This is a genomic window from Mesorhizobium sp. USDA 4132 (assembly GCF_056279545.1).
Window position 1 is genome coordinate 941,332 of record NZ_JBWCCP010000001.1, and the last position, 23,380, is coordinate 964,711.

General features: G+C 61.9%; 23 protein-coding genes. 18 read left to right on the top strand and 5 right to left on the bottom strand.

All coding sequences use genetic code 11. The features are described from left to right. Positions 1–15 precede the first annotated feature (15 nt). The 6 genes from ACZ9IU_RS04795 to lpxK all read left to right on the top strand — a co-directional run bounded on the left by ACZ9IU_RS04795 (position 16) and on the right by lpxK (position 5,826). Positions 16–1,362 (top strand): TldD/PmbA family protein, encoded by a 1,347-nt coding sequence (locus tag ACZ9IU_RS04795; RefSeq protein ID WP_038548780.1) that lies wholly within the window; start codon positions 16–18, stop codon positions 1,360–1,362. A gap of 5 nt (positions 1,363–1,367) precedes the next feature. Continuing rightward, entirely contained in the window at positions 1,368–2,171 is an 804-nt protein-coding gene (locus ACZ9IU_RS04800) for a 3'(2'),5'-bisphosphate nucleotidase CysQ (RefSeq protein WP_038540315.1), read from the top strand. 61 nt (positions 2,172–2,232) lie between these two features. After that, on the top strand, positions 2,233–2,475 hold the full coding sequence (locus ACZ9IU_RS04805; RefSeq protein WP_007756862.1) for a DUF4170 domain-containing protein: 243 nt from the start codon (positions 2,233–2,235) through the stop codon (positions 2,473–2,475). A gap of 169 nt (positions 2,476–2,644) precedes the next feature. Then, positions 2,645–3,964 (top strand): lipid IV(A) 3-deoxy-D-manno-octulosonic acid transferase, encoded by a 1,320-nt coding sequence (gene waaA / locus ACZ9IU_RS04810; protein ID WP_038548783.1) that lies wholly within the window; start codon positions 2,645–2,647, stop codon positions 3,962–3,964. Beyond that, complete coding sequence (locus tag ACZ9IU_RS04815; RefSeq protein ID WP_038540320.1) at positions 3,961–4,689, top strand: HAD family hydrolase; 729 nt, start codon at positions 3,961–3,963, stop codon at positions 4,687–4,689. The genes waaA and ACZ9IU_RS04815 overlap by 4 nt, the downstream gene beginning before the upstream one ends. 90 nt (positions 4,690–4,779) lie before the next feature. Next, on the top strand, positions 4,780–5,826 hold the full coding sequence (gene lpxK, locus ACZ9IU_RS04820) for a tetraacyldisaccharide 4'-kinase (protein ID WP_038540323.1): 1,047 nt from the start codon (positions 4,780–4,782) through the stop codon (positions 5,824–5,826). Here the strand turns inward: lpxK and ACZ9IU_RS04825 are convergent. Together ACZ9IU_RS04825 and mutL are read right to left on the bottom strand one after the other, a co-directional pair. Further along, entirely contained in the window at positions 5,823–6,056 is a 234-nt protein-coding gene (locus ACZ9IU_RS04825) for a DUF2093 domain-containing protein (RefSeq protein WP_038540327.1), read from the bottom strand. The genes lpxK and ACZ9IU_RS04825 overlap by 4 nt on opposite strands. Before the next feature lie 66 nt (positions 6,057–6,122). After that, the gene (gene mutL, locus ACZ9IU_RS04830) at positions 6,123–7,937 is read right to left on the bottom strand and encodes a DNA mismatch repair endonuclease MutL (RefSeq protein ID WP_038540330.1); all 1,815 of its coding nucleotides are present in this window, start codon (positions 7,935–7,937) and stop codon (positions 6,123–6,125) included. Between the two features lie 362 nt (positions 7,938–8,299). Between mutL and ACZ9IU_RS04835 the strand changes: the two genes are divergently transcribed. Next, entirely contained in the window at positions 8,300–9,967 is a 1,668-nt protein-coding gene (locus ACZ9IU_RS04835; protein WP_038540333.1) for a response regulator, read from the top strand. Between the two features lie 100 nt (positions 9,968–10,067). Next, positions 10,068–11,423, top strand: a complete 1,356-nt coding sequence (locus tag ACZ9IU_RS04840; RefSeq protein ID WP_038540336.1) for a putative bifunctional diguanylate cyclase/phosphodiesterase — start codon at positions 10,068–10,070, stop codon at positions 11,421–11,423. A gap of 116 nt (positions 11,424–11,539) precedes the next feature. On the opposite strand, the gene ACZ9IU_RS04845 is transcribed toward ACZ9IU_RS04840, so the two are convergent. Continuing rightward, positions 11,540–12,157: a PRC-barrel domain-containing protein gene (locus tag ACZ9IU_RS04845; protein WP_038540339.1), complete on the bottom strand. Its 618-nt coding sequence runs from the start codon at positions 12,155–12,157 to the stop codon at positions 11,540–11,542. 192 nt (positions 12,158–12,349) lie between these two features. After that, positions 12,350–13,231, bottom strand: a complete 882-nt coding sequence (locus tag ACZ9IU_RS04850; RefSeq protein WP_038540342.1) for an SMP-30/gluconolactonase/LRE family protein — start codon at positions 13,229–13,231, stop codon at positions 12,350–12,352. A 412-nt stretch (positions 13,232–13,643) separates the two neighbouring features. Here ACZ9IU_RS04850 and ACZ9IU_RS04855 point away from each other — a divergent pair, with 412 nt between their 5' ends. Beyond that, positions 13,644–14,375, top strand: coding sequence for a helix-turn-helix transcriptional regulator (locus tag ACZ9IU_RS04855; RefSeq protein WP_051899651.1), 732 nt, complete (start codon positions 13,644–13,646; stop codon positions 14,373–14,375). Here ACZ9IU_RS04855 and ACZ9IU_RS04860 read toward each other — a convergent pair. After that, positions 14,368–14,532: a hypothetical protein gene (locus ACZ9IU_RS04860; RefSeq protein WP_157885074.1), complete on the bottom strand. Its 165-nt coding sequence runs from the start codon at positions 14,530–14,532 to the stop codon at positions 14,368–14,370. The genes ACZ9IU_RS04855 and ACZ9IU_RS04860 overlap by 8 nt on opposite strands. Positions 14,533–14,749: 217 nt before the next feature. On the opposite strand from ACZ9IU_RS04860, the gene apbC reads away from it, so the two are divergent. From apbC to ACZ9IU_RS04905, 9 genes are all read left to right on the top strand, one after another. Continuing rightward, the gene (gene apbC / locus ACZ9IU_RS04865) at positions 14,750–15,937 is read left to right on the top strand and encodes an iron-sulfur cluster carrier protein ApbC (RefSeq protein ID WP_038540348.1); all 1,188 of its coding nucleotides are present in this window, start codon (positions 14,750–14,752) and stop codon (positions 15,935–15,937) included. Positions 15,938–16,235: 298 nt separating this feature from the next. Beyond that, entirely contained in the window at positions 16,236–17,207 is a 972-nt protein-coding gene (locus tag ACZ9IU_RS04870) for a magnesium transporter CorA family protein (RefSeq protein ID WP_151041137.1), read from the top strand. Positions 17,208–17,219: 12 nt separating this feature from the next. Next, entirely contained in the window at positions 17,220–19,121 is a 1,902-nt protein-coding gene (locus ACZ9IU_RS04875) for a potassium transporter Kup (RefSeq protein ID WP_038540351.1), read from the top strand. A 169-nt stretch (positions 19,122–19,290) separates the two neighbouring features. Then, positions 19,291–20,445: a cell wall hydrolase gene (locus ACZ9IU_RS04880; protein WP_038540353.1), complete on the top strand. Its 1,155-nt coding sequence runs from the start codon at positions 19,291–19,293 to the stop codon at positions 20,443–20,445. A 267-nt stretch (positions 20,446–20,712) separates the two neighbouring features. Continuing rightward, positions 20,713–21,078, top strand: coding sequence for an AtpZ/AtpI family protein (locus tag ACZ9IU_RS04885; protein ID WP_038540356.1), 366 nt, complete (start codon positions 20,713–20,715; stop codon positions 21,076–21,078). Positions 21,079–21,139: 61 nt separating this feature from the next. Further along, positions 21,140–21,892, top strand: coding sequence for a F0F1 ATP synthase subunit A (locus ACZ9IU_RS04890; RefSeq protein WP_038540360.1), 753 nt, complete (start codon positions 21,140–21,142; stop codon positions 21,890–21,892). Positions 21,893–21,960: 68 nt separating this feature from the next. Further along, positions 21,961–22,188: a F0F1 ATP synthase subunit C gene (locus ACZ9IU_RS04895; protein WP_007774919.1), complete on the top strand. Its 228-nt coding sequence runs from the start codon at positions 21,961–21,963 to the stop codon at positions 22,186–22,188. Between the two features lie 86 nt (positions 22,189–22,274). Continuing rightward, positions 22,275–22,874: a F0F1 ATP synthase subunit B gene (locus ACZ9IU_RS04900; protein WP_080719266.1), complete on the top strand. Its 600-nt coding sequence runs from the start codon at positions 22,275–22,277 to the stop codon at positions 22,872–22,874. A 4-nt stretch (positions 22,875–22,878) separates the two neighbouring features. Then, complete coding sequence (locus tag ACZ9IU_RS04905) at positions 22,879–23,364, top strand: F0F1 ATP synthase subunit B (protein ID WP_038540371.1); 486 nt, start codon at positions 22,879–22,881, stop codon at positions 23,362–23,364. Positions 23,365–23,380: the final 16 nt, after the last annotated feature.

Below are 23,380 nucleotides of genomic sequence, written 5' to 3' on the forward strand. Positions count from 1 at the left end.
GAAAGGCTTGCAATCATGACCTCTGAAATCGATTCCGCCGACCTGCTTTCCCGCGCCAGCCAATTGATCGATCTAGCCAAGGCCGCGGGAGCGGATCAGGCGGACGCGGTCGTGGTTCGCTCCCGCTCCCGCTCCGTCAGCGTCCGCCTCGGCAAGGTCGAGGGCACGGAATCGTCCGAGAGCGACGATTTCTCGCTCCGCGTCTTCGTCGGCCGGCAGGTCGCCAGTGTCTCGGCCAATCCCGGCTTCGACATAAAGGTGCTTGCCGAACGCGCCGTCGCCATGGCCAGGGTGTCTCCCGAAGATCCCTTCGCCTGCCTTGCGGACGAAGCCGATCTCGCCAGATCCTATCCGGACCTCGAGCTTTACGATCCCACCGACATCTCGACCGACGCGCTCCGTGAAGCATCGCTCGAAATGGAACAGGCCGCGCTCGACGTTCAGGGCGTCACCAATTCCTCCGGCGCCGGCGCATCGTCGGGCATGGGCGGCCTCGTGCTCGTCACCTCCCACGGCTTTTCCGGCAGCTATATGGCTTCCCGTTTCGGCCGCTCCGTCAGCGTCATTGCCGGCGAGGGCACCAAGATGGAGCGCGACTACGATTTCGACAGCCGCCTTTATGCTGCCGATCTCGACGATCCGAAGCTGATCGGCCGCCGCGCCGGCGAGCGCACCGTCAAGCGCGTCAATCCCCGCCAGGTCGATACCGGCAGCAATGTCACCGTCGTCTTCGATCCGCGCATCGCCCGCGGTTTCGTCGGCCATATCGCCGGCGCCATCAACGGCGCGTCGGTCGCCCGCAAGACCAGCTTCCTGCGCGACAAGATGGGCCAGCAGGTGCTCAAAGCCGGGCTCAGCATCACCGACGATCCGCTGATCGTCCGCGGCTCCTCTTCGCGTCCTTTCGATGGCGAGGGGGTGTCTGGTGAACGCATGGTGATGATCGAGGACGGTGTCCTGAACCACTGGTTCCTGTCGACCTCGACGGCGCGCGAGCTCGGGCTTGTCACCAACGGCCGCGGCGTCCGCGGCGGCACGGCGGTCTCGCCCGCCTCCACCAATCTGGCGCTGGAGCCCGGCGACATCTCGCCCGAGGACCTGATCAAGTCGATCGGCAACGGCTTCTACATCACCGAACTGATCGGCCAGGGCGTCAACATGATCACCGGCGAATACTCGCGCGGCGCGACCGGCTTCTGGATCGAGAATGGCGAACTCGCCTATCCCGTTTCGGAAGTGACGGTCGCCTCCAACCTCAAGGACATGTTCATGCGCCTGACGCCGGCCAACGACATCGACCGAAAGTTCGGCGTCGCCTCCCCGACCATCGCCATCGAGGGCATGACGCTGGCGGGACGCTGATCCCGATGGCGGAAGTGCAGGACTGGGGCCAGGACCTCGAACTCATTCTCGACGCGGCGCGCCAGGCCGGCGAGATCGCCCACGGGTTTTTCGGCCGCTCGCCGGAAGTCTGGTGGAAGAACGAGGGCCGGTCTCCGGTCAGCGCCGCCGATTTTGCCGCCAACGACCGGCTGCTGAACCTGCTCCTGGCGGCCCGGCCGAACTACGGCTGGCTCTCCGAGGAGACCGACGACGATGTCGCCCGGCTTAGCTGCGAAACCCTCTTCGTCGTCGATCCGATCGACGGCACCCGCGCCTTCATCAATGGCGAGAAGACCTGGTGCGTCTCGGTTGCCGTCGTGCATCGCGGCCAGCCGGTCGCCGGCGTCCTGGTCGCGCCGGCGCTCGACGAAGAATTCTGTGCGGTGAAGGATGGCCCGGCGCTGAAGAACGGCCAGCCGATTACCGTCACCGGTGAGCGCGCCAACGGCGAACTGGTTATCGCGGCCGACGAAAACCTCGTCAAGAAATTCGAGCCGGATTTTCGCGACGAAGTCCGCCGGGTGCGGCATGTGCCGTCGCTCGCCTACAGGCTCGCCATGATCGCCGACGGCAGCATCGACGGCACGGTCGTCAAGCGCGCCTCCCACGACTGGGATCTGGCCGCCGCCGACCTTATCCTCGAACGGGCAGGCGGGCGCCTCATCGATCTTGCCGGCAACCGGCTCGTCTATAACCGTGAGAGTGTTGTCCACGAAATGCTGGCTGCCGGCGCCGAACATGCGCTCCGCAGCCTTTTGCCCCAGCTTGCCGGCCTTGCTCCGGGTTGACCTTTCCTTTGGAATGCAGCACAGGAAGAGCCGGGGGAGCTGGAACGGACGGATACGGACAATGACGGAAACGGGCGAAAAGAAACAACTTCTGCATCTGGTCTTCGGCGGCGAATTGCAGAGCTTGGAAGGTCTTCAATTCAAGGATCTTTCGGCGCTTGATATCGTCGGCATCTATCCCGATTACGCAAGCGCGCTCGTCGCCTGGCGGGGCAAGGCGCAGCAGACGGTCGACAACGCTCATATGCGTTATTTCATCGTCCATATGCACCGCCTGCTCGATCCTGATACTAAGTCGGCTTGAGATAAGCCTCGCGTTTTACAATGTGCTCGCAATGCTGGTCCCTCGCCTGGTATCGATCCCGGGGACCCTTTTTTGACGCATTTGTAAAACACAAAAAACTGGGCTACGGATGAGCAATCGGAGGGTCTATCACATTGATGGCGGCCATCACGCATCGGGGGCAAACACGGTGAGCAAGATTTCTGCGCGCCTCGCTCTCGCTGGCTACCGGGCGGCCGGTATTACGCTTTATCCGTTAGTCGGACCTTACCTTGCCTATCGGGCGATGAAGGGCAAGGAAGACAGGACCCGCAAGCTGGAACGGCTCGGTTATGCAAGCCTTGCCAGGCCCCGCGGGCCGCTGATCTGGGTGCACGCGGCAAGCGTCGGGGAAACCATCGCCATCATGCCGATGATCCGCGAGCTGCGGCGCCGCGAAGTCCATATCCTTCTGACGACGGGCACCGTGACGTCGGCAAATCTCGTCCGGTCACGGCTGGCCGACGAGGTGATCCATCAATATGTGCCGCTCGACCTGAAATTCCCGATCAAGCGCTTCATCGCCTATTGGAAGCCTGACGCCTGCATCACGGCGGAGTCGGAGATCTGGCCGACGACGATCGCCGAACTCGCCCGCCGCCGCATTCCGCAGATCCGCGTCAATGCCCGCATCTCCGACCGGTCCTTCGATCGCTGGCGCAACCGCAGCTCGATCGCCGAGGCCATTTTCGGCAGGATGGCGCTGGTCATCGCCCAGTCGGATCTGGATGCTGAACGCTTCCGCGATCTCGGCGCCTGGCCTGTCATCACATCCGGCAACCTGAAGAGCGACACCGACCCGCCGCCCTGCGACGAGGCGCTGCTTGCAAGTTATCGCAAGCAAATCGGCAACCGCCGGACCTGGGCGGCGATCTCGACCTTCGACGGAGAGGAAAAGGCGGCGGCGACCGTGCACAAGGCGCTGAAGCCGAAAAACGGCCAGCTGACCATTCTCGTGCCGCGCCACCCGGATCGCGCTGACGCGGTCGAGGAGATGCTGAAGGAAGCGGGCCTCACGGTGGCGCGCCGCTCGCGCAACGACGTGGTGACGCCGGAGACCGACGTGTTTCTCGGCGACTCCATCGGCGAAATGGGACTTTACCTGCGCTTGACCGAAATCGCCTTCGTCGGCAGGTCGCTGACCAACGAAGGCGGGCAGAACCCGCTGGAGCCGGCCATGCTTGGCTGCGCCGTGCTTTCCGGCCCGCACGTCCAGAATTTCCGCGACGCCTATCAGCATCTGGTGCGCAAGGGTGCTGCCCGCATCGTCAAGGATGTCGAGATGCTGGCAAAGGCCGTCCATTACCTGATGATCAACGACCTCGCCCGCGTCAAGATGATCGATTCCGGCCATGACGCGATGGAGGAGATGCGCGGGGCGCTGTCGAAGACGATCAAAGCGCTGGAGCCCTATGTCAATCCGCTGACGGTCAGCGCCAGGCTGCAGCCGAAAGCCGCCGCCGTTCGATGACCGCGGAAAAGCTCGCACATATCGCCGGCATCCTGTTCGATAAGGACGGCACGTTGTTGCTCTATAACGAGAGCTGGGGACCGGTGAACCGCGAGGCGGCCCGCATCGCTTCCGCCGGTGATACCGAACTCGAACCGCAGCTTCTGTTTTCCGGCGGCATGGACCCGGTTTCCGGCCACACCCGCCCGGACAGCCTGCTGGCCGCCGGCAACGCCGCCGAGATCGCTGCCGGCTTCGTCGCCGCCGGCTCGCCGATTGACGTTGCCGAACTCACCCGGCTGCTCGACGACCTTTTCATCCGTTCGGCTGAATTTTCCGTGGCCGTCACCGATCTGGCGGCACTGTTTGGCAAGCTCAAGGCGCGGGGCTTCAAGCTCGGCATCGCCTCCAGCGACAACGAACAGGCGATCCGCCAGACCGCCATCCGCTTCGGCATCTTCGATCATGTGGATTTCATCGCCGGCTACGACAGCGGTCATGGCGTGAAGCCGGGGCCCGGCATGGTGCTCGGCTTCTGCCGCGCCACCGGGCTCGATCCCGCCGAGGTGGCCATGGTCGGCGACAACAATCACGACATGCATATGGGCGCGAGCGCTGGCGTCGGCCTGAAGGTCGCGGTGCTGACCGGCACCGGCTCCCGCGAGACGCTGTCGGCCTCGGCGGATATCTGCCTTGCCGACATCACCGCGCTCATGGACCTTCTGCCGGAAAAGCTTCACGCCTGAAGCGGGCTTTGGTTTCAAGGACTTGCCTTTTTTCAAAAAGTGCCATTTTGTTCGCGGGCTGTTTCAGGATGGATCAGCCGGAGTTTGGGTATGGTATCGGAAGCACCGCCATTCTGGTGGACGAAAGCGGATTGGCGTGCCTGGGGCCTTGCCCCCGTTTCTTTTCTTTATGGCCGGATCGCCGGCCGGCGCATGGCCAAAGCCAAGCGCGCCAGCATTCCCGTGCCGGTTATCTGTGTCGGCAATTTTACGGTCGGCGGCGCCGGCAAGACCCCGACCGCCATCACCCTTGCCCGAGCGGCAAAAGAAAAGGGCCTGAAGCCCGGTTTCCTCAGCCGCGGTTACGGCGGTTCGCTTGACGTCACGACCGTGGTCGATCCCGAACACCACCGGGCCGAGGCGGTGGGCGACGAGGCGCTGCTGCTCTGCCGCGAGACGCTGACGGTGATTTCCCGCACCCGCGTCGAGGGCGCTCATCGACTGGTCGCCGAGGGCGCCGACCTGATCATCATGGACGATGGTTTTCAGAGCGCCCGCCTGGCGCTGGATTTCGCCCTCGTCGTCATCGACACGGTGCGCGGCATCGGCAACGGCCATCTGGTGCCGGGCGGGCCGGTGAGGGCGCCGATATCCGAACAGATGCGCCAGCTCTCGGCCATTCTCAAGGTCGGCAACGGCGAGGCTGCCGACAAGCTGGTGCGCCAGGCGGCTCGCGCCGGCAAGCAGGTCTATGTCGCGGCGCTGAAGCCGCGCGAAAATCGCGAGATCGCCGGCAAGTCGCTGTTCGCCTTCGCCGGCATCGCCGATCCGGAAAAGTTCTACCGCACCGTCAGAGAAGTCGGCGGATTGGTCGTGGAAAAACGCGCCTTCCCGGACCACCATTATTTCAGCGAGGACGAAATCTCGGACCTGCTGGACGATGCCGCGAAAGACAATCTGACGCTCGTCACCACAGCCAAGGATGCGGTGCGGCTGCAGGGCCATCACGGACGCATGGAGCAACTGGCGAAAAAGGTAAGTGTCGTCGAGGTGGACATGGCGTTCGACGATCCACAGGCGCCGGGCAAGATCATCGATACGGCGATCGCCAATTTCCGAGAGCGGCGCATCCGGGAAGGAAATGCGGTGAAAGCCTAGCCGCGGCTCTGGTTCGGCAGCATGCCGGCGCGTTTGTCGGCTTCCAGCGAGGAGGCGCAATCGACATAGGGCTCCTGCCGCGCGACGCTCCAGTAACGCAACTCGTCGATCGGGATCTGCGCGCCGGTCATGGCGCATATCACATAGGAGCCAGCGGTCAGGATCTGGTAGTCGCCGTCGAGATAGCGGATCTTCGCTTCGCGGAATCCGCTTCCCTCGAACCGGTTCATCTGTCGTCTCCTGCGGAAAAACATGGCGCCTGCTCTATCCCGATTGTCGCTGAATTGCCAGCTTTTTCAGCTTCGGCCGAAGAGCCGCTCGATGTCGGAAAGCTTGAGTTCGATATAGGTCGGACGTCCGTGGTTACAGGTGCCGGAGCCGGGCGTCGCTTCCATCTCCCGCAAAAGCGCGTTCATCTCCTCCGGCCTCAGCCGTCGGCCGGAACGCACCGAGCCGTGGCAGGCCATGGTGGCGGCGACATATTCGAGCTTGCCGCGCAGGCCCCCGGCGGTGTTCCATTCGGCGATCTCGTCGGCAAGATCGCGGACCATCGAGGCCGCATCGACTTCGCCGAGCATGGCGGGCGTCTCGCGCACCGCGACAGCGCCGGGACCGAAACGTTCGATCGCCAGGCCCAGCCGGTCGAGTTCCGTCGCGTTCGCCATCAGCCGGTCGCAATCCTCTTCCGGCAGGTCGATGATCTCCGGGATCAGGAGGACCTGGCTCGCCAGCCGCTTGTTATCGAGCGCCTTGCGCATCGCCTCGAACACCAGCCGTTCATGGGCGGCATGCTGGTCGACGATGACCAGCCCGTCTTCGGTCTGCGCCACGATATAGTTTTCGTGGACCTGCGCGCGGGCGGCCCCCAGGCGATAGCGCGGCGCGTCTTCGGCAGCGGTCCTTGGAGCGGCTTCCGCGATCACCGTATCGGCACGCGCGGCCGGCATGGTCAGCACGTCGAAGCCGGATTGCGCCTGTTCGGCAAAGTCGTTGGCCGGTTGTGGATAGAGCGGCCTGAACGGCGAGGCCGCAGCCGCCCAAGGGGTGCGCGGGGCGACATGAGCCGGCTGGAAGCCGGGGCGGAAGGCGCGCATCATGCCCGACGTACCGGTCGTCGCCGCCCGGTCGCCCTCGCGATGCAGCGCCTCGCGGATCGCCCCGACGATGAGGCCTCGCACCAGGCCGGGATCGCGAAAGCGCACGTCCGACTTCGCCGGATGCACGTTGACGTCCACCAGCGCCGGATCGATCCTGATCGACAGGACCGCCACCGGATAACGGCCGGAGGGCACGCTTTCCGCATAGGCGCCGCGCAGGGCCGACAGGATCAGCTTGTCCTGCACCGGCCGCCCGTTGACGAAGGCATATTGATGCGCCGAGTTCCCACGATGGAAGGTCGGCACGCCGACGAAACCGGAAAGTCCGACATCTTCCCGCATCGCATCGATCTCGATCGCGTTGTCGCGGAAATCGGCGCCGAGGATCTGCGCCATGCGGGAAAGATGGTCGTCGCCGGTCGCCGGGAATTCCAGCGTCGTGCGGTCTGAGCCCGACAGCACGAAGCGGATATGCGGGAAGGCGATCGCCATGCGCTTGACCACTTCGGTGATCGCGCCGGCCTCGGCCTTTTCGGTTTTTAAAAATTTCAGCCGCGCCGGCGTCGCGAAGAAGATGTCGCGCACCTCGACCACCGTGCCGGTATTGGCGGGCGCCGGCTTTACGCCGGACATCTTGCCGCCGATCACTGCCACCTGTGATCCTTCAGAATGACCGTTGCGGCGGCTGGTAATGGTGAGCTTCGCCACCGAACCGATCGAGGGCAGGGCCTCGCCGCGGAAGCCGAGCGTGCGAATGTCGTCGAGCGTCTCGGAAATCTTCGAGGTGCAGTGCCGCCGCACCGCAAGATCGAGATCGGCCGCGTCCATGCCGGAACCGTTGTCGGTAATGCGGATCAGGCTCTTGCCGCCGCCGGCGGTGGCGATCTCGATGCGGGTCGCGCCGGCATCGATGGCGTTTTCGATCAGTTCTTTGGCGGCGCTGGCAGGCCTTTCGATGACCTCGCCGGCAGCGATCTGGTTGATCAGGGTCTCGGGTAGCTGTTTGACGGACATGCGCCATTTTCCCGGATTCGGCGCCGGAAGGAAAGCCCGGATCACGCCTTTCCTAACCGATTGAAATGAACTTTAAGGTTGATGCACGGCCGTTCATTAATCCGGCTTTAAGATAAAGGCGATAATTTGTTCCGTATTAAACTTGGATGAAACCGGGGAGGCGCCAGCTTCCCGCGAGTGACCGGGATGGCGGCCAGCTGGGCACCGTCATGCGAGCCCCGATTACCCGTTGAGGACTTGGAGCCAGCATGTTCCCACGCCGACAAGACGAAAACTAGAAGGAATAACGCCGAGAGGCGAATATCGGCATTACGGTCCGATTTTTCATTCGGTCCGAAAAAGCATACGGGGAGTTTCATCCTATGAATGATTTGGCGTCGGCGGACGCAAACATTCAAGCTGTCATGCTCGAAGTGATTTCCGAGGGCATTTCGGGCGGCGTATTTGTCTATGACAAGAATGACCTGATCGTCTTTGCGAGCCAGCAATTGCTGACCCTCCTGCCGGTTCCGAAGAGCTTTCTGACGCCCGGCACACGCCTTCGGGATTTCCTCGGGGCCGTCTATGATGGCGGCGGACGCTTCTTGACCGACGCTTCCGGTCCGCGCCGAATGCTGAGCCGCGAGGACTGGGTTGCCGAACAGATCGCCACTCTCTGGAAGGAACGGGCCGAGTCGCAGGAGCGCCGCGGCACCGACCGCTGGGTGAGCTTTACCAAGCGCCGCCTGTCGTCCGGTTACGGCGTCTGCGTCGTCAGGGATATCTCGGATCATAAGAAGCGCGAGGAACAGTGGCGCGCCGACATGGAGCGGGTACAGATCACCGAAGAGGTGCTCGACAACCTGCCGTTTCCGGTCACCGTCAAGGACAGCAACCTGACCTTCGTCGCCGTCAACAAGATGGCCGCAAGTTTCCTCGACCTGCCGCCCGAAGCGATTCTCGGTCGCAAGGGGTCCGATATCCATCCGCCGCAGGTGGAACAACGCCTCGACCGCGTCAATCGCGGGGTTCTCGATCTCGGCGAGCCCCAGCAGATGTCCGAACTGGTAACGCGGCCGGACGGTTCGCAGGTCGTCATCATCGCCAATAAATACCGTATCGGAAAACCCGGCCGTTATTACCTGGTCACCGCCATGGAAGACATTACCGGGCTGGTCGCAACCGAGGACGGGCAGATCACGCCGCGCATGAGCCGGGGCGGATTGATCGCCACCTCGCTGACCCGGCATGAACGTGACCGGCCGGTGCAGGCCGCGGTTGAGCCCGAAAGGCCCGCTCTCTCCCACCGCAAGGTCCTGGTCGCGTCCTCCGACCCGAGGACGAGCGCCGAGGCGCTGGAAATTCTCGATGACTTGGGGTTCGATACCTCTTCGGTTTCAGACGGTGAGGAACTGGAACTCTTCCTGCAGCTGGCGAAGGAAGCCAGCATCGCGATCGATCTCGTCGTCGTCGACACGCTGGCGGACAAGGCTTGCCTCGAAATCGTCCAGCGACACCGCATTCCCGCCTTGGCGATCAACGGTGTCCGGGTGAAGCGGGATCTGGCCGCCGGCGTCGCTCGCCAGTTCAGCCAGCCTGCCGTAACTGAAGCCGGGCGCGAAGAGGACTGGCAGATTGCCTCGCGAGCCGGCGAAAACGCAGCCATCGACGTCCTGGTCGCCGAAGACAACGGAGTGAACCAGATCGTCTTTTCGCAGATACTCGAGGGCCTGGGTTATCGTTATGCGATCGCAGCCGATGGCGAAGAAGCGGTCAAGCTCTGGCAGGAGCGGTCGCCGCGGCTGATCCTGATGGACATCACCCTTCCAAAGCTCAGCGGCTTCGACGCGAGCGTGCGCATCCGCAATCTGGAGACGATCGACAACTCCATTCCGATCATCGGCGTCCTCCCCCAGGCCTTCGAACGTGACCGCGACCAGTGTTTCGCCTCGGGAATGAACGAGGTGATCCTCAAACCGATCAGCCCCGAGGCGCTGGAAGCTGTCTTCCAGACGTATCTCGGCATACCCGCAAAGCATTCGTATGCTTAACCGATTAATCAATCCGTTCATGTAAGTTAAGCCCGGGCCATCATTTTTTAATCTTTTTCCCGCATCCTTCGCCGGTCTGTGAAGCGCAACGGGATAATTCATGAAGTCGGCGGGAAACCCATTGCCGCAGGTCAGCCAGAATGAACTTCAGGCTATGGCCTACAGCGACGCCCTGACGGGGCTGGGAAATAGATATCGTTTGCGCGACAAGGTGCGCCTGCTGGCCGCCGAGCGAGCCCAGGATCCCGCACCCTTTACCATCTGCATTGCCAATCTCGACGGTTTCAAGCCGATCAACGATCTGTTCGGCGCCGAAGCGGGCGACGAGATCCTCTGCCAGGTCGCCCATCGGCTGAAAGCCTGCATTCCGGACGGCGCGACCGTGACCCGCCATGATGGCGACGAGTTCGCCTTCATCCTGCCTCTGGTCTTCGAGCGCATCGGCGCTGAGCGCATCGGCCAGATGATCAAGGACGTCCTGTCCGCGCCTTACGATCTCGGCGACCGCAACGTTCGCCTTTCGGCCTCCTTCGGCTTTGCGATTTATCCCTTTGCCGGCGAGGATTTCGAGGAACTGCTGAAAAGCGCCGAAACCGCGCTTTACCGCTCCAAACGCCGCGGCCGCGGGCAGATCACTGTCTATTCCCGCGAGATCGCCCAGGAAATGAAGCGGGCGACACAGCTGGAGCAGGCGCTTCGCAACGCCATCATTGCCGATGCCGTGGACGTCCACTTCCAGCCGATCGTGCGCATCAGCGATGGCGGTGTGGTCGGTTTCGAGGCGCTCGCCCGCTGGATCGACGCCGATCTCGGCTTCGTCTCACCTGCGGTTTTTGTGCCCCTTGCCGAAGAGCGCGGTTTTATTGACGCACTTTCTGAAACGTTACTGCGCAAGGCAGCGGAGGCCGCACTCTCCTGGCCGCGAGAACTTTTCCTCTCGTTCAATCTCTCTTCAGCACAGCTGATGGACCCCGGCACGACCGAGACCATCCTCGCGACGCTCGCACGCGTCGGGCTTGATCCCTATCGTCTGGAGTTGGAGATTACCGAAACAGCGGTGATGACATCCGCCGATACGGCGCAGCGCATCATCACCGACCTGCGCCAGCAGGGCGTACGTATCTCGCTCGACGATTTCGGCACGGGCCAGTCGAGCCTCGGGCGGCTGCGGGACTTCACCTTCGACAAGGTGAAGATCGACCGCGCGTTCGTCTCGCGCATCACCACCGATCGGGCGTCGGAACATATCGTCAAGGCGATCATCGCCATGTGTGACGGCCTTAACCTGGCCGTGGTAGCGGAAGGCATCGAGGAAAAGGCCGACGCGGACAAGCTCAACGAACTCGGCTGCGCGATGGGGCAGGGCTACTATTACGGCAGACCCGCCGACAGCGCCGCCACCCTGCGCTATCTCCAGGAACACTACCGCGATTTTATGACCATCGAACGGGCTTAACCCCCGAGATTTGGCTTTCGCGATCTGCGTCTGCAAAGAAGGGCGGCACCTGCGGTACCGCCCCGTTTCGTGGTGACGACGTGTCACCCGTTCCGGACCCTTAACCGACCGAGCGGTTACTTGCTCGGGGCAGCCGGGGTCGTCGACGGGTTGGTGGCGCCGCCTGCAGGCATCGAGGTGCCGGTGGAGGACGTGGTCGTCCGGTCGGTTTCCGCCTGCTTGTCTGCCAGGGTCTTGAATTCCGGAGCAGCCTGAAGAGCTTCTGCCGTTTCCGTCGTGGTCAGGCGCATCTCGTTGTTGTTGTTCACATCACGCGTCATGGTGATCTTGTTCATCGGCAGCCCGACTTCCTTTTCGCCGATGCCGAGGAAGCCGCCGACGCCGATCACAGCTGCAACGATGCCGCCGTTTTCTTCGAGAATGAGGTCGTTGACGTCGCCGATGCTCTTGTTTTGTGCGTTATAGACCGACTTGCCGATATAGTCGTTGGCGCTGATCTGGTTTTCGGCCTGTTCGGTCAGATAGCCGCCGGACGCGCTCGCCGTGTCGGTGCCAGTCTTCGGAGCTGGCGTTGCGGCGCTGCCAGCCGGTTTTGCAGCCGGAGCCGTCGGAGCGGCAGGAGCTGCCGGAGCCGGGGAGGCCGGCGGCGGAGGCTGGGTCTGCGCAAGCGCCGGTGCAATGGCGGTGGACGCCAAAAGAACTGCGGCTGCCATCATGCTGAGGGTCTTCTTCATAACGAACCTACCTTCCTCTGCTCAATTTATCTCTTCGAACACACGGCGCTGGGTTGCGGAGTTCTCCGCCGCGCCAGTTCGAGAGGAAAATGTTATGAAAGGCGATTAGTTCCGGGCAAGATTGCCGAAATTTTAGGCGATTGAGCGGGAACTTTTTTGCGTTTTGCTAGTTTGGTATGCCCTCTGCATTCTTTATAGGCGATAGACGGGCTCCGGATCGCATTCGATCGAGACCGCGATCTCGAAGAGCGAGCCGGCGAGGGGGTCCGCGGCGCGGGCAGCCTCGTCCAGCCCCTCCCAGGCGGACGTCACGGCCAGCCGATCCTTGCCGATGAAGACCGGGCAGGTGGTGCGCCGCGCCGGCACCAGGTAACGCGACAGATGCCGGCCGTCGGCCGAATAATGATCCAAGGCCCCCTGGCCCCATCGGGCGTTCCAGAGGGTTCCGTCGCTGGCGCAGATCGAGCCGTCGATGCCGCCCGGCTTGCCGTTCTCGTCGACCAGGACTTCGGCCTTGCCATTTGGCAGGCCTGTCGCGGGGTCGAGGGAGATCCGCATCAGCCGGTTGGCGCGGGTATCGGCATAATAACCGATCGCACCGTCAGGCGAAAAACAGATCGAATTGGGAATGCTGATGTGGTCGACGAGTTTCGTCACCTCGCCCTGTCGGACATGGTAGATCGCGCCGACGCCGTCCTCGCCCTTCCGGCCCATCGTTCCGATCCAGAAGCTGCCGGAAGGGTGCACCCTTCCGTCGTTCGAGCGGTTGCCCGGCTTTTCCGGCTCCAGTTCGCGATAGGGAGAAAGCTCGCCAGTGGCGCGGTCGCGGATGAAAAGCCCCTTGTCGCTCGCGATCAGCTGTCGGGCGGCATCGATCGACGCAAGCGCGCTGCCCATCACCGGCAATGCATGAACGATCTCCCGCCCGGTCGGCAGATGCAATTCATGCAGTCCCTTGCCGAGAATGTCGAACCACCAGAGCGTTTCCGTCTCCGATTCGAAGGACGGGCCTTCTCCAAGTTCGCAGAGGGAGGAGGAAAGGACACGGCCTTCGAAAGTGTATGTGGTCACCAAGTGAAATCTCCAATTGCATGCCGAGGTGATCAATTAGTATCATCGACGCGAGAGAGTCGGCAAACGCCCCGCATAAGTGATTTGATCCCCAATAAATATCTCCTGACAAGCATCTGGAGGCATGCAAGGGTTTGCAAATGCGAGCAGATGTCATCATTATCCGAAGTTGAGGACGTATGTCATCATTATCCGGAATTAATAATAGCTACGAATTCAGCAGCAAATTGAAATTTGAAATGGCAGTCCTCCGCCACGCGGACACGTTCAGCGGGATATGTCCGGGCAAATCCGGAGAGCCTCTTGTGTTCCAAGCGTCAGAGACGGGAACTGCGAATACGAAAGGCCGATTGGGCGGATGTATGGGAAATACCAGGGATCGTTCGACGCCACCGGGCGAGCAGAGAAGCAAGTGATGGCCAATACCGAGAAAGCAGAAGTCCCTCGGGTCTTTGACGGAAACGTCGAAGAAATCGCCGATCTCAAGACCCAGTTCGACGTCTTCCGGTTCATGAAGCGGATGGCGGAACACTACGGTTGCCGCACGTTCATGGTTCTCAACCTGCCCCACGCCACGTCGCTCGAACTGTCCAACAATACGGTGATCACCAACTGGCCGGCGGAACTGATGTCCCTTTTCGATCGGGAAGGCATGATGCAGACGAGCCCCGTACTCCGGCGGCTGCGCACCTCGACCATCCCGTTCACCTTCGATCTGGACACGGTGCCACCCGAGCGCCAAGGACCGGCCATCCGAGGCATTTTTGGAAAATTCGGTGTCGTTCGGGGGGCTTATTTTCCGGTCCATGACATGTCCGGCAGCCGTGGCGCCGTTTCCTTCGCAGGCGACGGCCTGACATTCACGCACCAGCAGATGATGGAGCTGATGTATATCTCCATCCATGTCTTCGAGCGGCTGGCGGAAATCCGCAACCTCGATGTGCGCCCGACCGATACGCTGACTGACCGCGAGATCGACTGCCTCAACTGGACCGCTGCCGGCAAGACAAGCGCCGAGATCGCCGAAATTCTCGGCCTGTCGGAACATACGGTCAATCATTACCTCAATCGCGCGGCAAAGAAGCTCGACACGGTCAACCGCACCCAGGCGGTCGCCAAGGCGCTGAGAATCGGTTTGATCAAATAACTAAAACGGATGCTGCGATGCACAAAATTTCATCGCTGCTCAAGCCGTGATCGGCGCCGAACACGGCTTCCGCCAAGGAATATTGCGACGCAGCAGGCGTTTTTGCCGGAAGTGGCTGAAAAAGCTCATCAATAGGAAGTATCTTCCCGTCTGGCATGTTTCGTGCTTCTGTAGCGCCAGGTCCAGAGGGGACTGCAAGCGCCCCAAGAGGCGTGACAAGAAAGGCTGCCGTTCGATCAGTGCGCCACATGGCTGCCGATCGAACGGCGGTTTATCTTGCTTGCTCCCGGCAATGCCCAACTCCTATATATCTGCGAACGCGGCATCCCGTCTTGAGGGAGGGGACCGTATAGGCATTCGGGAGTTTTGACATCATGGCTGAAGTGACGAAAGAGGAAGTTCTGGCGGTTCTTGCGAAAGTGCGCGGACCGGACCTCGAAGGCGATATCGTCTCGCGCGGCATGGTCTCGGACGTCTTTATCTCTGACAGCAAGGTTTATTTCTCGATCACCGTGCCGGCGGCGCGGGCGAATGAGCTGGAACCGCTGCGCATGGCGGCCGAGCGCACGGTCAAGGCGATGCCGGGCGTAAAGGGCGCCCTGGTGACGTTGACGGCGGACCGCAAGGCCGGCTCGGCCCCGCCGCCGCGTCCACAACCCGCCGCTCCGGCAGCCCATTCGCATTCCGGTCACGGCCATGACCACGGGCATTCCCATCCGCCCCAGGGCCAGCAGCCGGGCCAGCCGCCGCAGCGGGAAAAGCCCGGCGTGCCGGGCGTCGGCGCCATCATCGCCGTGGCATCCGGCAAGGGCGGCGTCGGCAAGTCGACGACGGCGGTCAATCTCGCGCTCGGGCTTCAGGCGAATGGCCTGCGCGTCGGCATTCTCGATGCCGATATCTATGGTCCTTCCGTGCCGCGCCTCCTGAAGATCACCGGTCGGCCGCAGCAGATCGAAAACCGCATCATCAAGCCGATGGAGAATTACGGGTTGAAGGCCATGTCGATGGGCTTCCTCGTCGACGAGGAGACGGCGATGATCTGGCGAGGGCCAATGGTCCAGTCGGCGCTGCTGCAGATGCTGCGCGAAGTCGCCTGGGGCGACCTCGACGTGCTCGTCGTCGACATGCCGCCGGGCACCGGCGACGTGCAGCTCACCATGGCCCAGCAGGTGCCGCTGGCCGGCGCGGTGATCGTTTCGACGCCGCAGGATCTGGCGCTCCTCGACGCACGCAAGGGCATCGCCATGTTCCGCAAGGTCGAGGTGCCGCTGCTCGGCATCGTCGAGAACATGAGTTATTTCCTCGCTCCCGATACCGGCAAGCGTTACGACATCTTCGGTCACGGCGGGGCCAGGGCCGAGGCAGAGCGGATCGGCGTGCCATTCCTTGGCGAGGTTCCGCTGACGATCGACATCCGGGAACGCTCCGACGCCGGCACTCCGGTCGTGGCCTCCGATCCGCAAGGCGCCTCGGCCAAGATCTACCGGGAGATCGCCGCCAGGGTCTGGGCCGAACTCGGCGGCCTCACCCCCCGACAGGCGCCGGCAATCGTTTTCGAATAAATATGCCGCGGCATTTTGGAATACCTCCCTGCCGCTGGTGGGGAGGCACTTTCGTGGGTATTTCCGGTCAAGGCTTTGATGTAGGCCGCGAATCGTCTTGTTACTGAAGGCCCCTTGAACATATTCGGCCGGAGAGTCATGTTGCGGCGCCCACTGCGGGATTTGTACGGCTCTTGATTTTGACGGCGGCTGTCTCTATAGGCCCGTCCCGCCGGGGGCCGGCTGGCGGTCCCGGAACCAGGGAACCGGCAAGCCCGCTTCTCGTTCAAGGCCGACGAACTTCGGCCGGAGACCACGATTGATCAATGCCTATAGCGCCACTGGCTCGATGAAGACGCTTGCACCGGCCGAGGCGTTGCGACAGCTTGCCGACGATATCGTCTGGATCGATCTGATCGAACCGACACCGCAGGAAGACGCCTATGTCGAAAGTCTCCTCGGAATTCAGGTTCCGACCCGCGACGACCTGAAGGACATCGAACCCTCGAGCCGCCTTTATATCGAGAAGGATTCCGTGTTCATGACCGCGTCGCTCGTCTGGCGCGCCGACGGCAAGGATCCGCAGCTCACCGACATCGCCTTCATCCTGTCCGGCAACCGGCTGATCACCGTGCGTTATGCCGAGCCGAAAAGCTTCCAGCTGTTCATCGCCGGCCTCAGCCGCCTCCCGGAGGCCGGGCGCGATGGTGCCACGCTTTTGGCAAAACTTCTCGAAACCATTGCCGATCGCACCGCGGAAATTCTCGAGCAGACCGTCGATCGCGTCGATGCACTGTCGACGGATATCTTCCGCGACCGCGGCAAGCGCCGGCCGCCGCAATTCCTGGAGCGTAAGCTTGCCGACATCGCCGAATACCATCGGCTGATCAGCAAGGTGCGCGACAGCCTCGGCTCGCTTGCCAGGCTATTGACCTTCCTGATGAACGTGCCATTGATCAGCCAGGACAAGAGCGACGACAACCTCTGTCGCACGGTGGCGCGGGATGTCGATTCGCTTTCGGAACATGCCTCTTATATCGCCGGCAACATCGCCTTTCTGCTGGATGCCTCGCTCGGCCTCATCAATGTCGAGCAGAACTCCATCATCAAGATATTCTCCATCGCGTCGGTCGTGTTCTTGCCGCCGACACTCGTTGCCTCCATCTACGGCATGAACTTTCATTTCATGCCGGAACTCGACTGGCATCTCGGATATCCGCTCGCGATCCTTGCGATGCTCATGTCCGCCATCATCCCCTTTTTCTTCTTTCGCTGGAAAGGCTGGCTTTAGGCCGGATATCCCATGGGTCACCCCGCTGAACATCACGCTGCCGAGAAAACCAAGGTCCAGGGCCTTTTTGCGCTCGCACTCGGCTCCGTCGGCGTCGTCTACGGCGACATCGGCACGAGCCCGCTTTATGCCTTTCGCGAAGCTCTGAAGCCGATTGCCCAAGACGGCGTTACCGAGCTTGAGGTCATCGGCCTCATCTCGCTGATGATCTGGACGCTGACGATCATCGTCACGTTCAAATACGTGCTCTTCCTGCTGCGCGCCGACAACGACGGCGAAGGCGGCACGCTTTCGCTGCTGGCACTTCTGACCAAGTCCGCCAACGGTCACAGGGCGCTGCTGATGCTGCTCGGCCTGATCGGCGCAGCACTCTTCCTCGGCGACGCGATGATCACCCCGGCGCTGTCGGTTCTGTCGGCGGTCGAAGGCCTGAAGCTGGTGGCACCGTCGATGAGCCGTGCCGTGCTGCCGATCTCGGTCGGCATCCTGATCGGGCTTTTCGCCATCCAGTCGAAGGGGACAGGTCTGGTCTCCCGTTTCTTCGGGCCGATCACCGCCGTCTGGTTCATCGTCATCGGTGCCGGCGGCATCGCCCATATTTCGGATGACTACAGCATTCTGGCGGCTTTCAATCCGATATATGCGGTCGAATTCATGCTCAACGAGAACTTCGTCGGCATCGTCGTTCTCGGCGCCGTCTTCCTGACGGTGACGGGCGCCGAAGCGCTTTATGCCGATCTTGGCCATTTCGGCCGCCGGCCGATCCAGTGGGCCTGGTTCACGCTTGTCTTCCCGGCGCTGACCTTGAACTACCTGGGGCAGGGCGCTCTGGTGCTGAAGCATCCGGAGGCGATGTCCGACCCGTTCTACCTGATGTTCCCGCAATGGGCGCTGCTGCCGGTCGTCATTCTGGCGACCGCCGCAACCATCATCGCCAGCCAGGCGGTGATCACCGGCGCCTTTTCGCTGGTGCGCCAGGGTATCCATCTCGGTTACCTGCCACGCATGCAGATCCAGTTTACCTCCGAGACCAATACAGGGCAGATCTTCCTGCCGTCGGTCAACACCCTGCTTCTGGTCGGTGTCATCGCGCTGGTTCTGGGTTTCGAAAGCTCGGATTCGCTCGCCACCGCCTACGGTATCTCCGTGACCGGCGCCATGGTCGTCACCACCCTGATGGCGTTCGAGTTCGTCCGGATAAAGTGGAAATGGCCGCAGACCTTCGCGATCTGTATTCTGGCCCCGCTTCTTGCCCTGGAACTGGTCTTCCTCGGCGCCAACCTGTTGAAGATCCACGACGGCGGCTGGGTGCCGGTGATGATGGCGATCATCTTCACGATCGTCATGTGGACCTGGAAGCGCGGCACCGCGATTCTGTTCGAAAAGACCCGTCGCATCGACGTGCCGCTCGAGACCTTCATTCCGATGGTCGAGAAGAAGAGCGATCATGCGCCGGTCTCCGTGCCCGGCATCGCGATCTTCCTGACCAGCGACCCGGAAACCGCGCCCGCGGCGCTGCTGCACAACATCAAGCACAACCACGTCCTGCATGAAAAGAACGTGGTGCTCACGATCATCACGGTCAACAAGCCGCGTGTTTCGCTCGAAGAGCGGTTCAAGATCGAAAAGCTGTCGGACCGCTTCACGCTGATCGAACTGCGCTTCGGCTTCATGCAGTCCCATAATGTCTCGCAGGCGCTTGCCTATCTGCGCAAGACCGGCTTCAAGTTCGACATCATGTCGACCTCCTTCTATCTCGGCCGCCGCAAGCTGGTGCCGGATGCCGCTTCCGGCATGCCCATGTGGCAGGACCGGTTGTTCATCGCCATGGCCAATACCGCGACCGACCCGTCCGACTATTTCCATCTGCCCGCCAACCGCGTCGTCGAACTCGGCTCGCATGTGATCATCTGAGGCGCGGCATTTGGCGTGCCCTTCGCTGACATTGATGTGAATGTGCTAATTCAGGCCGGGTACCGGGCTTTTCGGCTGCCGGCGTTAACCGCTCATCAAGGTTAATGATTGATCTTCATCGGGTTCTTGTTGCCCTGTGGAGTTTAAGGTTTTGCGTTCGAAGAGCGTTTTGCGTCGCAGGTCCTCATCCGGACTGAGTGGATGGACTTCCCCGGCCGTCTTCGGCCTTGCCTGCTGGCTGATCTTTCCGTCCGCCCCGGCTCACGGCGATCTCGCCGATCTTCTGACCGGTTTCGATGGCGCCGAACAATGGCGCATGGTGCTGACCGATTCGCCGGCGGGCTCCATCCATCAGGCCTCACTCGCTTTTCCCGGCGTCAAGAATGCCGTCTCCGGCAATGCCGGCCTTGAACTTCCCGATGGCCGCAAGATAGCTCTTGTTGACGAAAAGCAGTCCTCCGATCCGCGCCCGGATGAAGACCGCGTCAACCGTGCCGCCAAGAAGGGCCGCATCGTCAGCGTCGAGCCCATGCAGCCGCCTAGGGCCTTTTCGGCCGGCTCCGTGCTGCAGCGTTCGAGTGCGCTCACTTCGCCCATCGAAGAGAAAGATGCGATGACAGCCTTCTTGAAGGCCGGCAAGAATGACGCTCCGGTAGAGCTCGCGTCCTTCTATTTCCGCAAGGATGAACCGAGGCGGGCAGAAGACGAGCTCATGCCGATGATCGCCAGCCTCATCAACAATCCGAATGCTGACGTGCTGGCCGCCGCCTATGCGCCGGCGGAACCCGATTTCGCCAAACAGTCACCGTTCGACGCCATTCTGACTGACAAGAAAAAGCCCGGCCGGTTCATCCCGCCGATCGGTGCCGATGACCATGCCTGGGCCGCAACCCCGCTGCCGCCCGATTCCTTCTCGGCCAAGCAGCAGCAATGCCTCTCATCCGGTATCTATTTCGAGTCGCGCGGCGAATCCGCCCGCGGCCAGGCCGCCGTCGCGCAGGTCATCCTCAACCGGGTGCGCAATCCGGCCTATCCGAAGACGATCTGCGACGTCGTCTACCAGAACGAGGACTGGCGCAACCGCTGCCAGTTCTCCTTTGCCTGCGACAATATCAAGGACCGTATTCGCTCCGAATATCATTGGACGATGGCCCGTGAGGTGGCGATGGCCGTGACCGCCGGCAAGATCTGGCTGCCGGAAGTCGGTTCCGCCACCCATTATCATGCGGTCTATGTCCACCCGGACTGGGCGCGCACGATGAAGAAGGTCGGCCGCATCGGCCTGCACGTCTTCTATCGTACCTATGGCGGCGGCTGGAGCTGAGCCGCTCCCCATCGCCGCAACAGGCAGCGATTCCCGCGGCAGTTTTACCCGACTTCGGTTGTATCTGGTTTAACAGATTGAATTTGCTCGGTTAATTTACCTAAAACGAAGAACCTTGGACGCCTTGACTATAGGGGCGGGCAAAACTATGTTGCGCGCGACTTGAAAACGGGCCGGATGGCGCGAAATCCCTCGCTAACTGCAGTTTTTTGCGGTTGGAAAGCATAAAACCGGTTGTGCCGGAAGCAGAAATAGGGGAGGACGCACATGACGGATCACCGCGACGATGGTCTGGAAGAGCGCCGGAAGCGCTTGTCCGCGGAACTTGCGGACAGGAAGGCCGACGACGTGGCAGAGGCGAAGAGGGACGCGCAATCCGAGGAGAGCCGAAAAGGCATGGCCTTGGGCTTCAAGCTTTCCTCCGAGTTCATCTCCGCAGTCGCGGTGGGGGCTATTCTGGGCTTTATGCTCGACCGTTTTGCCGGCACTGCGCCGTGGGGGATGATTGTTCTTCTTCTCCTCGGGTTCTGTGCCGGTGTGCTGAATGTGCTTCGCTCCGTGGGAAAGGTGGCTCCGTCGCCGCTTATCACCGGGCAAAGCGGCAAGGATGAGAAGGGAAACGGTGGCCGCTGAGGCTCTGCTTCCTGAATGAAAATTGGGCCGACCTGGCGCGGCTAAGGACAAGAGGTAGACGGTGGCAAACGATCCGATCCATCAGTTCCAGATCAGCAAGATCGTTCCGATCCAGATCGGCGGCATCGATTTCTCCTTTACCAATGCATCTCTGTTCATGGTCGCCACCGTCGCCTGCGCCGCCGGCTTCCTGTATTTCGCCACCTCGCAGCGCGGCCTGATCCCCGGCCGGGCGCAGTCGGTCGCGGAAATGTCCTACGAATTCATCGCCGGCATGCTGCGCGAAGGCGCCGGCAGCAGCGGCATGAAGTTCTTCCCGCTGGTCTTCTCGCTGTTCATGTTCGTGCTGACCGCCAACCTGCTCGGCATGTTCCCGTATTTCTATACGATCACCAGCCAGATCATCGTCACCTTCGCTCTGGCGCTGCTGGTCATCGGCACCGTCATCGTCTACGGCTTCTACAAGCACGGACTGCACTTCCTGCAGCTCTTCGTGCCGAGCGGCATTCCCGGCCTGCTGATCCCCCTGGTCGTCGCCATCGAAGTCATTTCGTTCCTGTCCCGTCCGATCTCGCTGTCCGTTCGTCTGTTTGCGAACATGCTGGCCGGCCATATTACGCTCAAAGTGTTCGCAGGCTTCGTCGCCTCGCTCGGAACCATGGGCGCACTCGGCGTCGGCGGCGCAGTTCTGCCTCTCATCATGACGGTCGCCCTGACCGGTCTCGAATTCCTCGTCGCCTTCCTCCAGGCTTACGTCTTTGCGGTGCTGACTTGCATGTACCTCAACGATGCGATCCATCCCGGCGGGCACTAAGGATAACCGACATTGGCGTCCTGAGGCGTCAGTCATCAGCCGCAACAACCATTTCGAAGGAGTTTCTCATGGAAGCGGAAGCAGCAAAGTTCATCGGTGCAGGCCTGGCTTGCTTTGGCATGGCCGGCACGGCTCTTGGCCTTGGCAACATCTTCGGCAGCTACCTGTCGGGCGCTCTGCGCAACCCGTCCGCCGCTGACAGCCAGTTCGGCCGTCTGGTATTCGGCTTCGCCGTTACGGAAGCTCTGGGCATCTTCTCGCTGCTCATCGCTCTCCTGCTCCTGTACGCAGTCTAAGATCTGTCCAGGAAATATCGGATCGCGGCCGCTTCTCAAACAGCGCGCCGTGATCCTTCGCATTTGGAATACACCTGGAGGTGATGATGTTCGTGACCTCGGCATATGCGCAAACCGCGCCGGCCGCTACTGATCCGCATGCCGCGCCTGCTGGCGAAGCGCATACCGAAACCGGCGCTGCCCATGGCGGCGGCGTCTTTCCGCCGTTCGACGCGACCCATTTTTCGTCGCAGCTGCTCTGGCTCGTCATCACCTTCGGCCTCTTCTATCTTTTGATGAAGAAGGTCATCGTTCCCCGCGTCGGCGGCATTCTCGAACACCGCCACGACCGGATCGCTCAGGACCTCGACGAGGCCGCCCGCCTGAAGGCGGAAGCGGACGCTGCCGTCGAGACCTATGAAAAGGAACTGGCAGCTGCCCGTTCCAAGGGACACAAGATTGCCGAAACCGCTCGCGAGGCCGCCAAGACCAAGGCAGCCGCCGATCGCACCGCAATCGAAGCAGAACTTGCCGGCAAGCTCGCTGCTGCCGAAACCCGCATCGGCGAAATCAAGGCAAAAGCTTTTGCCGAAGTCGGCCAGATTGCCGAAGACACCGCCACCGCCATCGTCGATCAGCTGATCGGCGCCAAGGCGAGCGGCGACGACATCAAGGCTGCAGTCGCAGCCGCGAAGACGGAGGCCTGATCCTATGGCATTCGATGCAACATTTTTCGCCCTGGTCGGCCTCGTTCTCTTCCTGGCCCTGGTCGTTTACCTGAAAGTGCCGGGCATGATGGCGAAGTCGCTCGACGAGCGCGCCGCCAACATCAGCAAGGAACTCGACGAAGCCAAGCGTCTGCGCGAGGAAGCGCAGACCCTGCTCGCCGAATACCAGCGCAAGCGCAAGGAAGCCGAAGCGGAAGCCGCACAGATCGTGGCTGTCGCCGAGCGTGAAGCAGCGGCCCTGACCGAGGAAGCTCGCCAGAAGACCGACGAATTCGTCACTCGCCGCAACGCGCTTTCCGAACAGAAGATCAAGCAGGCGGAAGCCGAAGCGATCGGCGCCGTACGCGCTGCCGCAGTCGACCTCGCCATCGCCGCTGCCCAGAGCGTCATCGCCCGCAAGGCCGACGCCTCCACCCAGGACACGCTCTTCAAGGACGCCGTTGGCAAGGTGCAGTCGCGATTGAACTGATTTCAGTCACATAAGA

What these genes read in the sequence shown, in the direction of transcription:
- ACZ9IU_RS04860 (WP_157885074.1), bottom strand. Translation starts at nt 14,532, where the DNA reads ATGCCAGACGGGAAGATACTTCCTATTGATGAGCTTTTTCAGCCACTT.
- lpxK (WP_038540323.1), top strand. Translation starts at nt 4,780, where the DNA reads ATGGTATCGGAAGCACCGCCATTCTGGTGGACGAAAGCGGATTGGCGT.
- ACZ9IU_RS04845 (WP_038540339.1), bottom strand. Translation starts at nt 12,157, where the DNA reads ATGAAGAAGACCCTCAGCATGATGGCAGCCGCAGTTCTTTTGGCGTCC.
- ACZ9IU_RS04840 (WP_038540336.1), top strand. Translation starts at nt 10,068, where the DNA reads ATGAAGTCGGCGGGAAACCCATTGCCGCAGGTCAGCCAGAATGAACTT.
- ACZ9IU_RS04855 (WP_051899651.1), top strand. Translation starts at nt 13,644, where the DNA reads ATGGCCAATACCGAGAAAGCAGAAGTCCCTCGGGTCTTTGACGGAAAC.
- ACZ9IU_RS04805 (WP_007756862.1), top strand. Translation starts at nt 2,233, where the DNA reads ATGACGGAAACGGGCGAAAAGAAACAACTTCTGCATCTGGTCTTCGGC.
- ACZ9IU_RS04835 (WP_038540333.1), top strand. Translation starts at nt 8,300, where the DNA reads ATGAATGATTTGGCGTCGGCGGACGCAAACATTCAAGCTGTCATGCTC.
- ACZ9IU_RS04825 (WP_038540327.1), bottom strand. Translation starts at nt 6,056, where the DNA reads ATGAACCGGTTCGAGGGAAGCGGATTCCGCGAAGCGAAGATCCGCTAT.
- apbC (WP_038540348.1), top strand. Translation starts at nt 14,750, where the DNA reads ATGGCTGAAGTGACGAAAGAGGAAGTTCTGGCGGTTCTTGCGAAAGTG.
- ACZ9IU_RS04795 (WP_038548780.1), top strand. Translation starts at nt 16, where the DNA reads ATGACCTCTGAAATCGATTCCGCCGACCTGCTTTCCCGCGCCAGCCAA.
- ACZ9IU_RS04905 (WP_038540371.1), top strand. Translation starts at nt 22,879, where the DNA reads ATGGCATTCGATGCAACATTTTTCGCCCTGGTCGGCCTCGTTCTCTTC.
- ACZ9IU_RS04800 (WP_038540315.1), top strand. Translation starts at nt 1,368, where the DNA reads ATGGCGGAAGTGCAGGACTGGGGCCAGGACCTCGAACTCATTCTCGAC.
- ACZ9IU_RS04900 (WP_080719266.1), top strand. Translation starts at nt 22,275, where the DNA reads ATGTTCGTGACCTCGGCATATGCGCAAACCGCGCCGGCCGCTACTGAT.
- ACZ9IU_RS04815 (WP_038540320.1), top strand. Translation starts at nt 3,961, where the DNA reads ATGACCGCGGAAAAGCTCGCACATATCGCCGGCATCCTGTTCGATAAG.
- ACZ9IU_RS04875 (WP_038540351.1), top strand. Translation starts at nt 17,220, where the DNA reads ATGGGTCACCCCGCTGAACATCACGCTGCCGAGAAAACCAAGGTCCAG.
- mutL (WP_038540330.1), bottom strand. Translation starts at nt 7,937, where the DNA reads ATGTCCGTCAAACAGCTACCCGAGACCCTGATCAACCAGATCGCTGCC.
- ACZ9IU_RS04895 (WP_007774919.1), top strand. Translation starts at nt 21,961, where the DNA reads ATGGAAGCGGAAGCAGCAAAGTTCATCGGTGCAGGCCTGGCTTGCTTT.
- ACZ9IU_RS04885 (WP_038540356.1), top strand. Translation starts at nt 20,713, where the DNA reads ATGACGGATCACCGCGACGATGGTCTGGAAGAGCGCCGGAAGCGCTTG.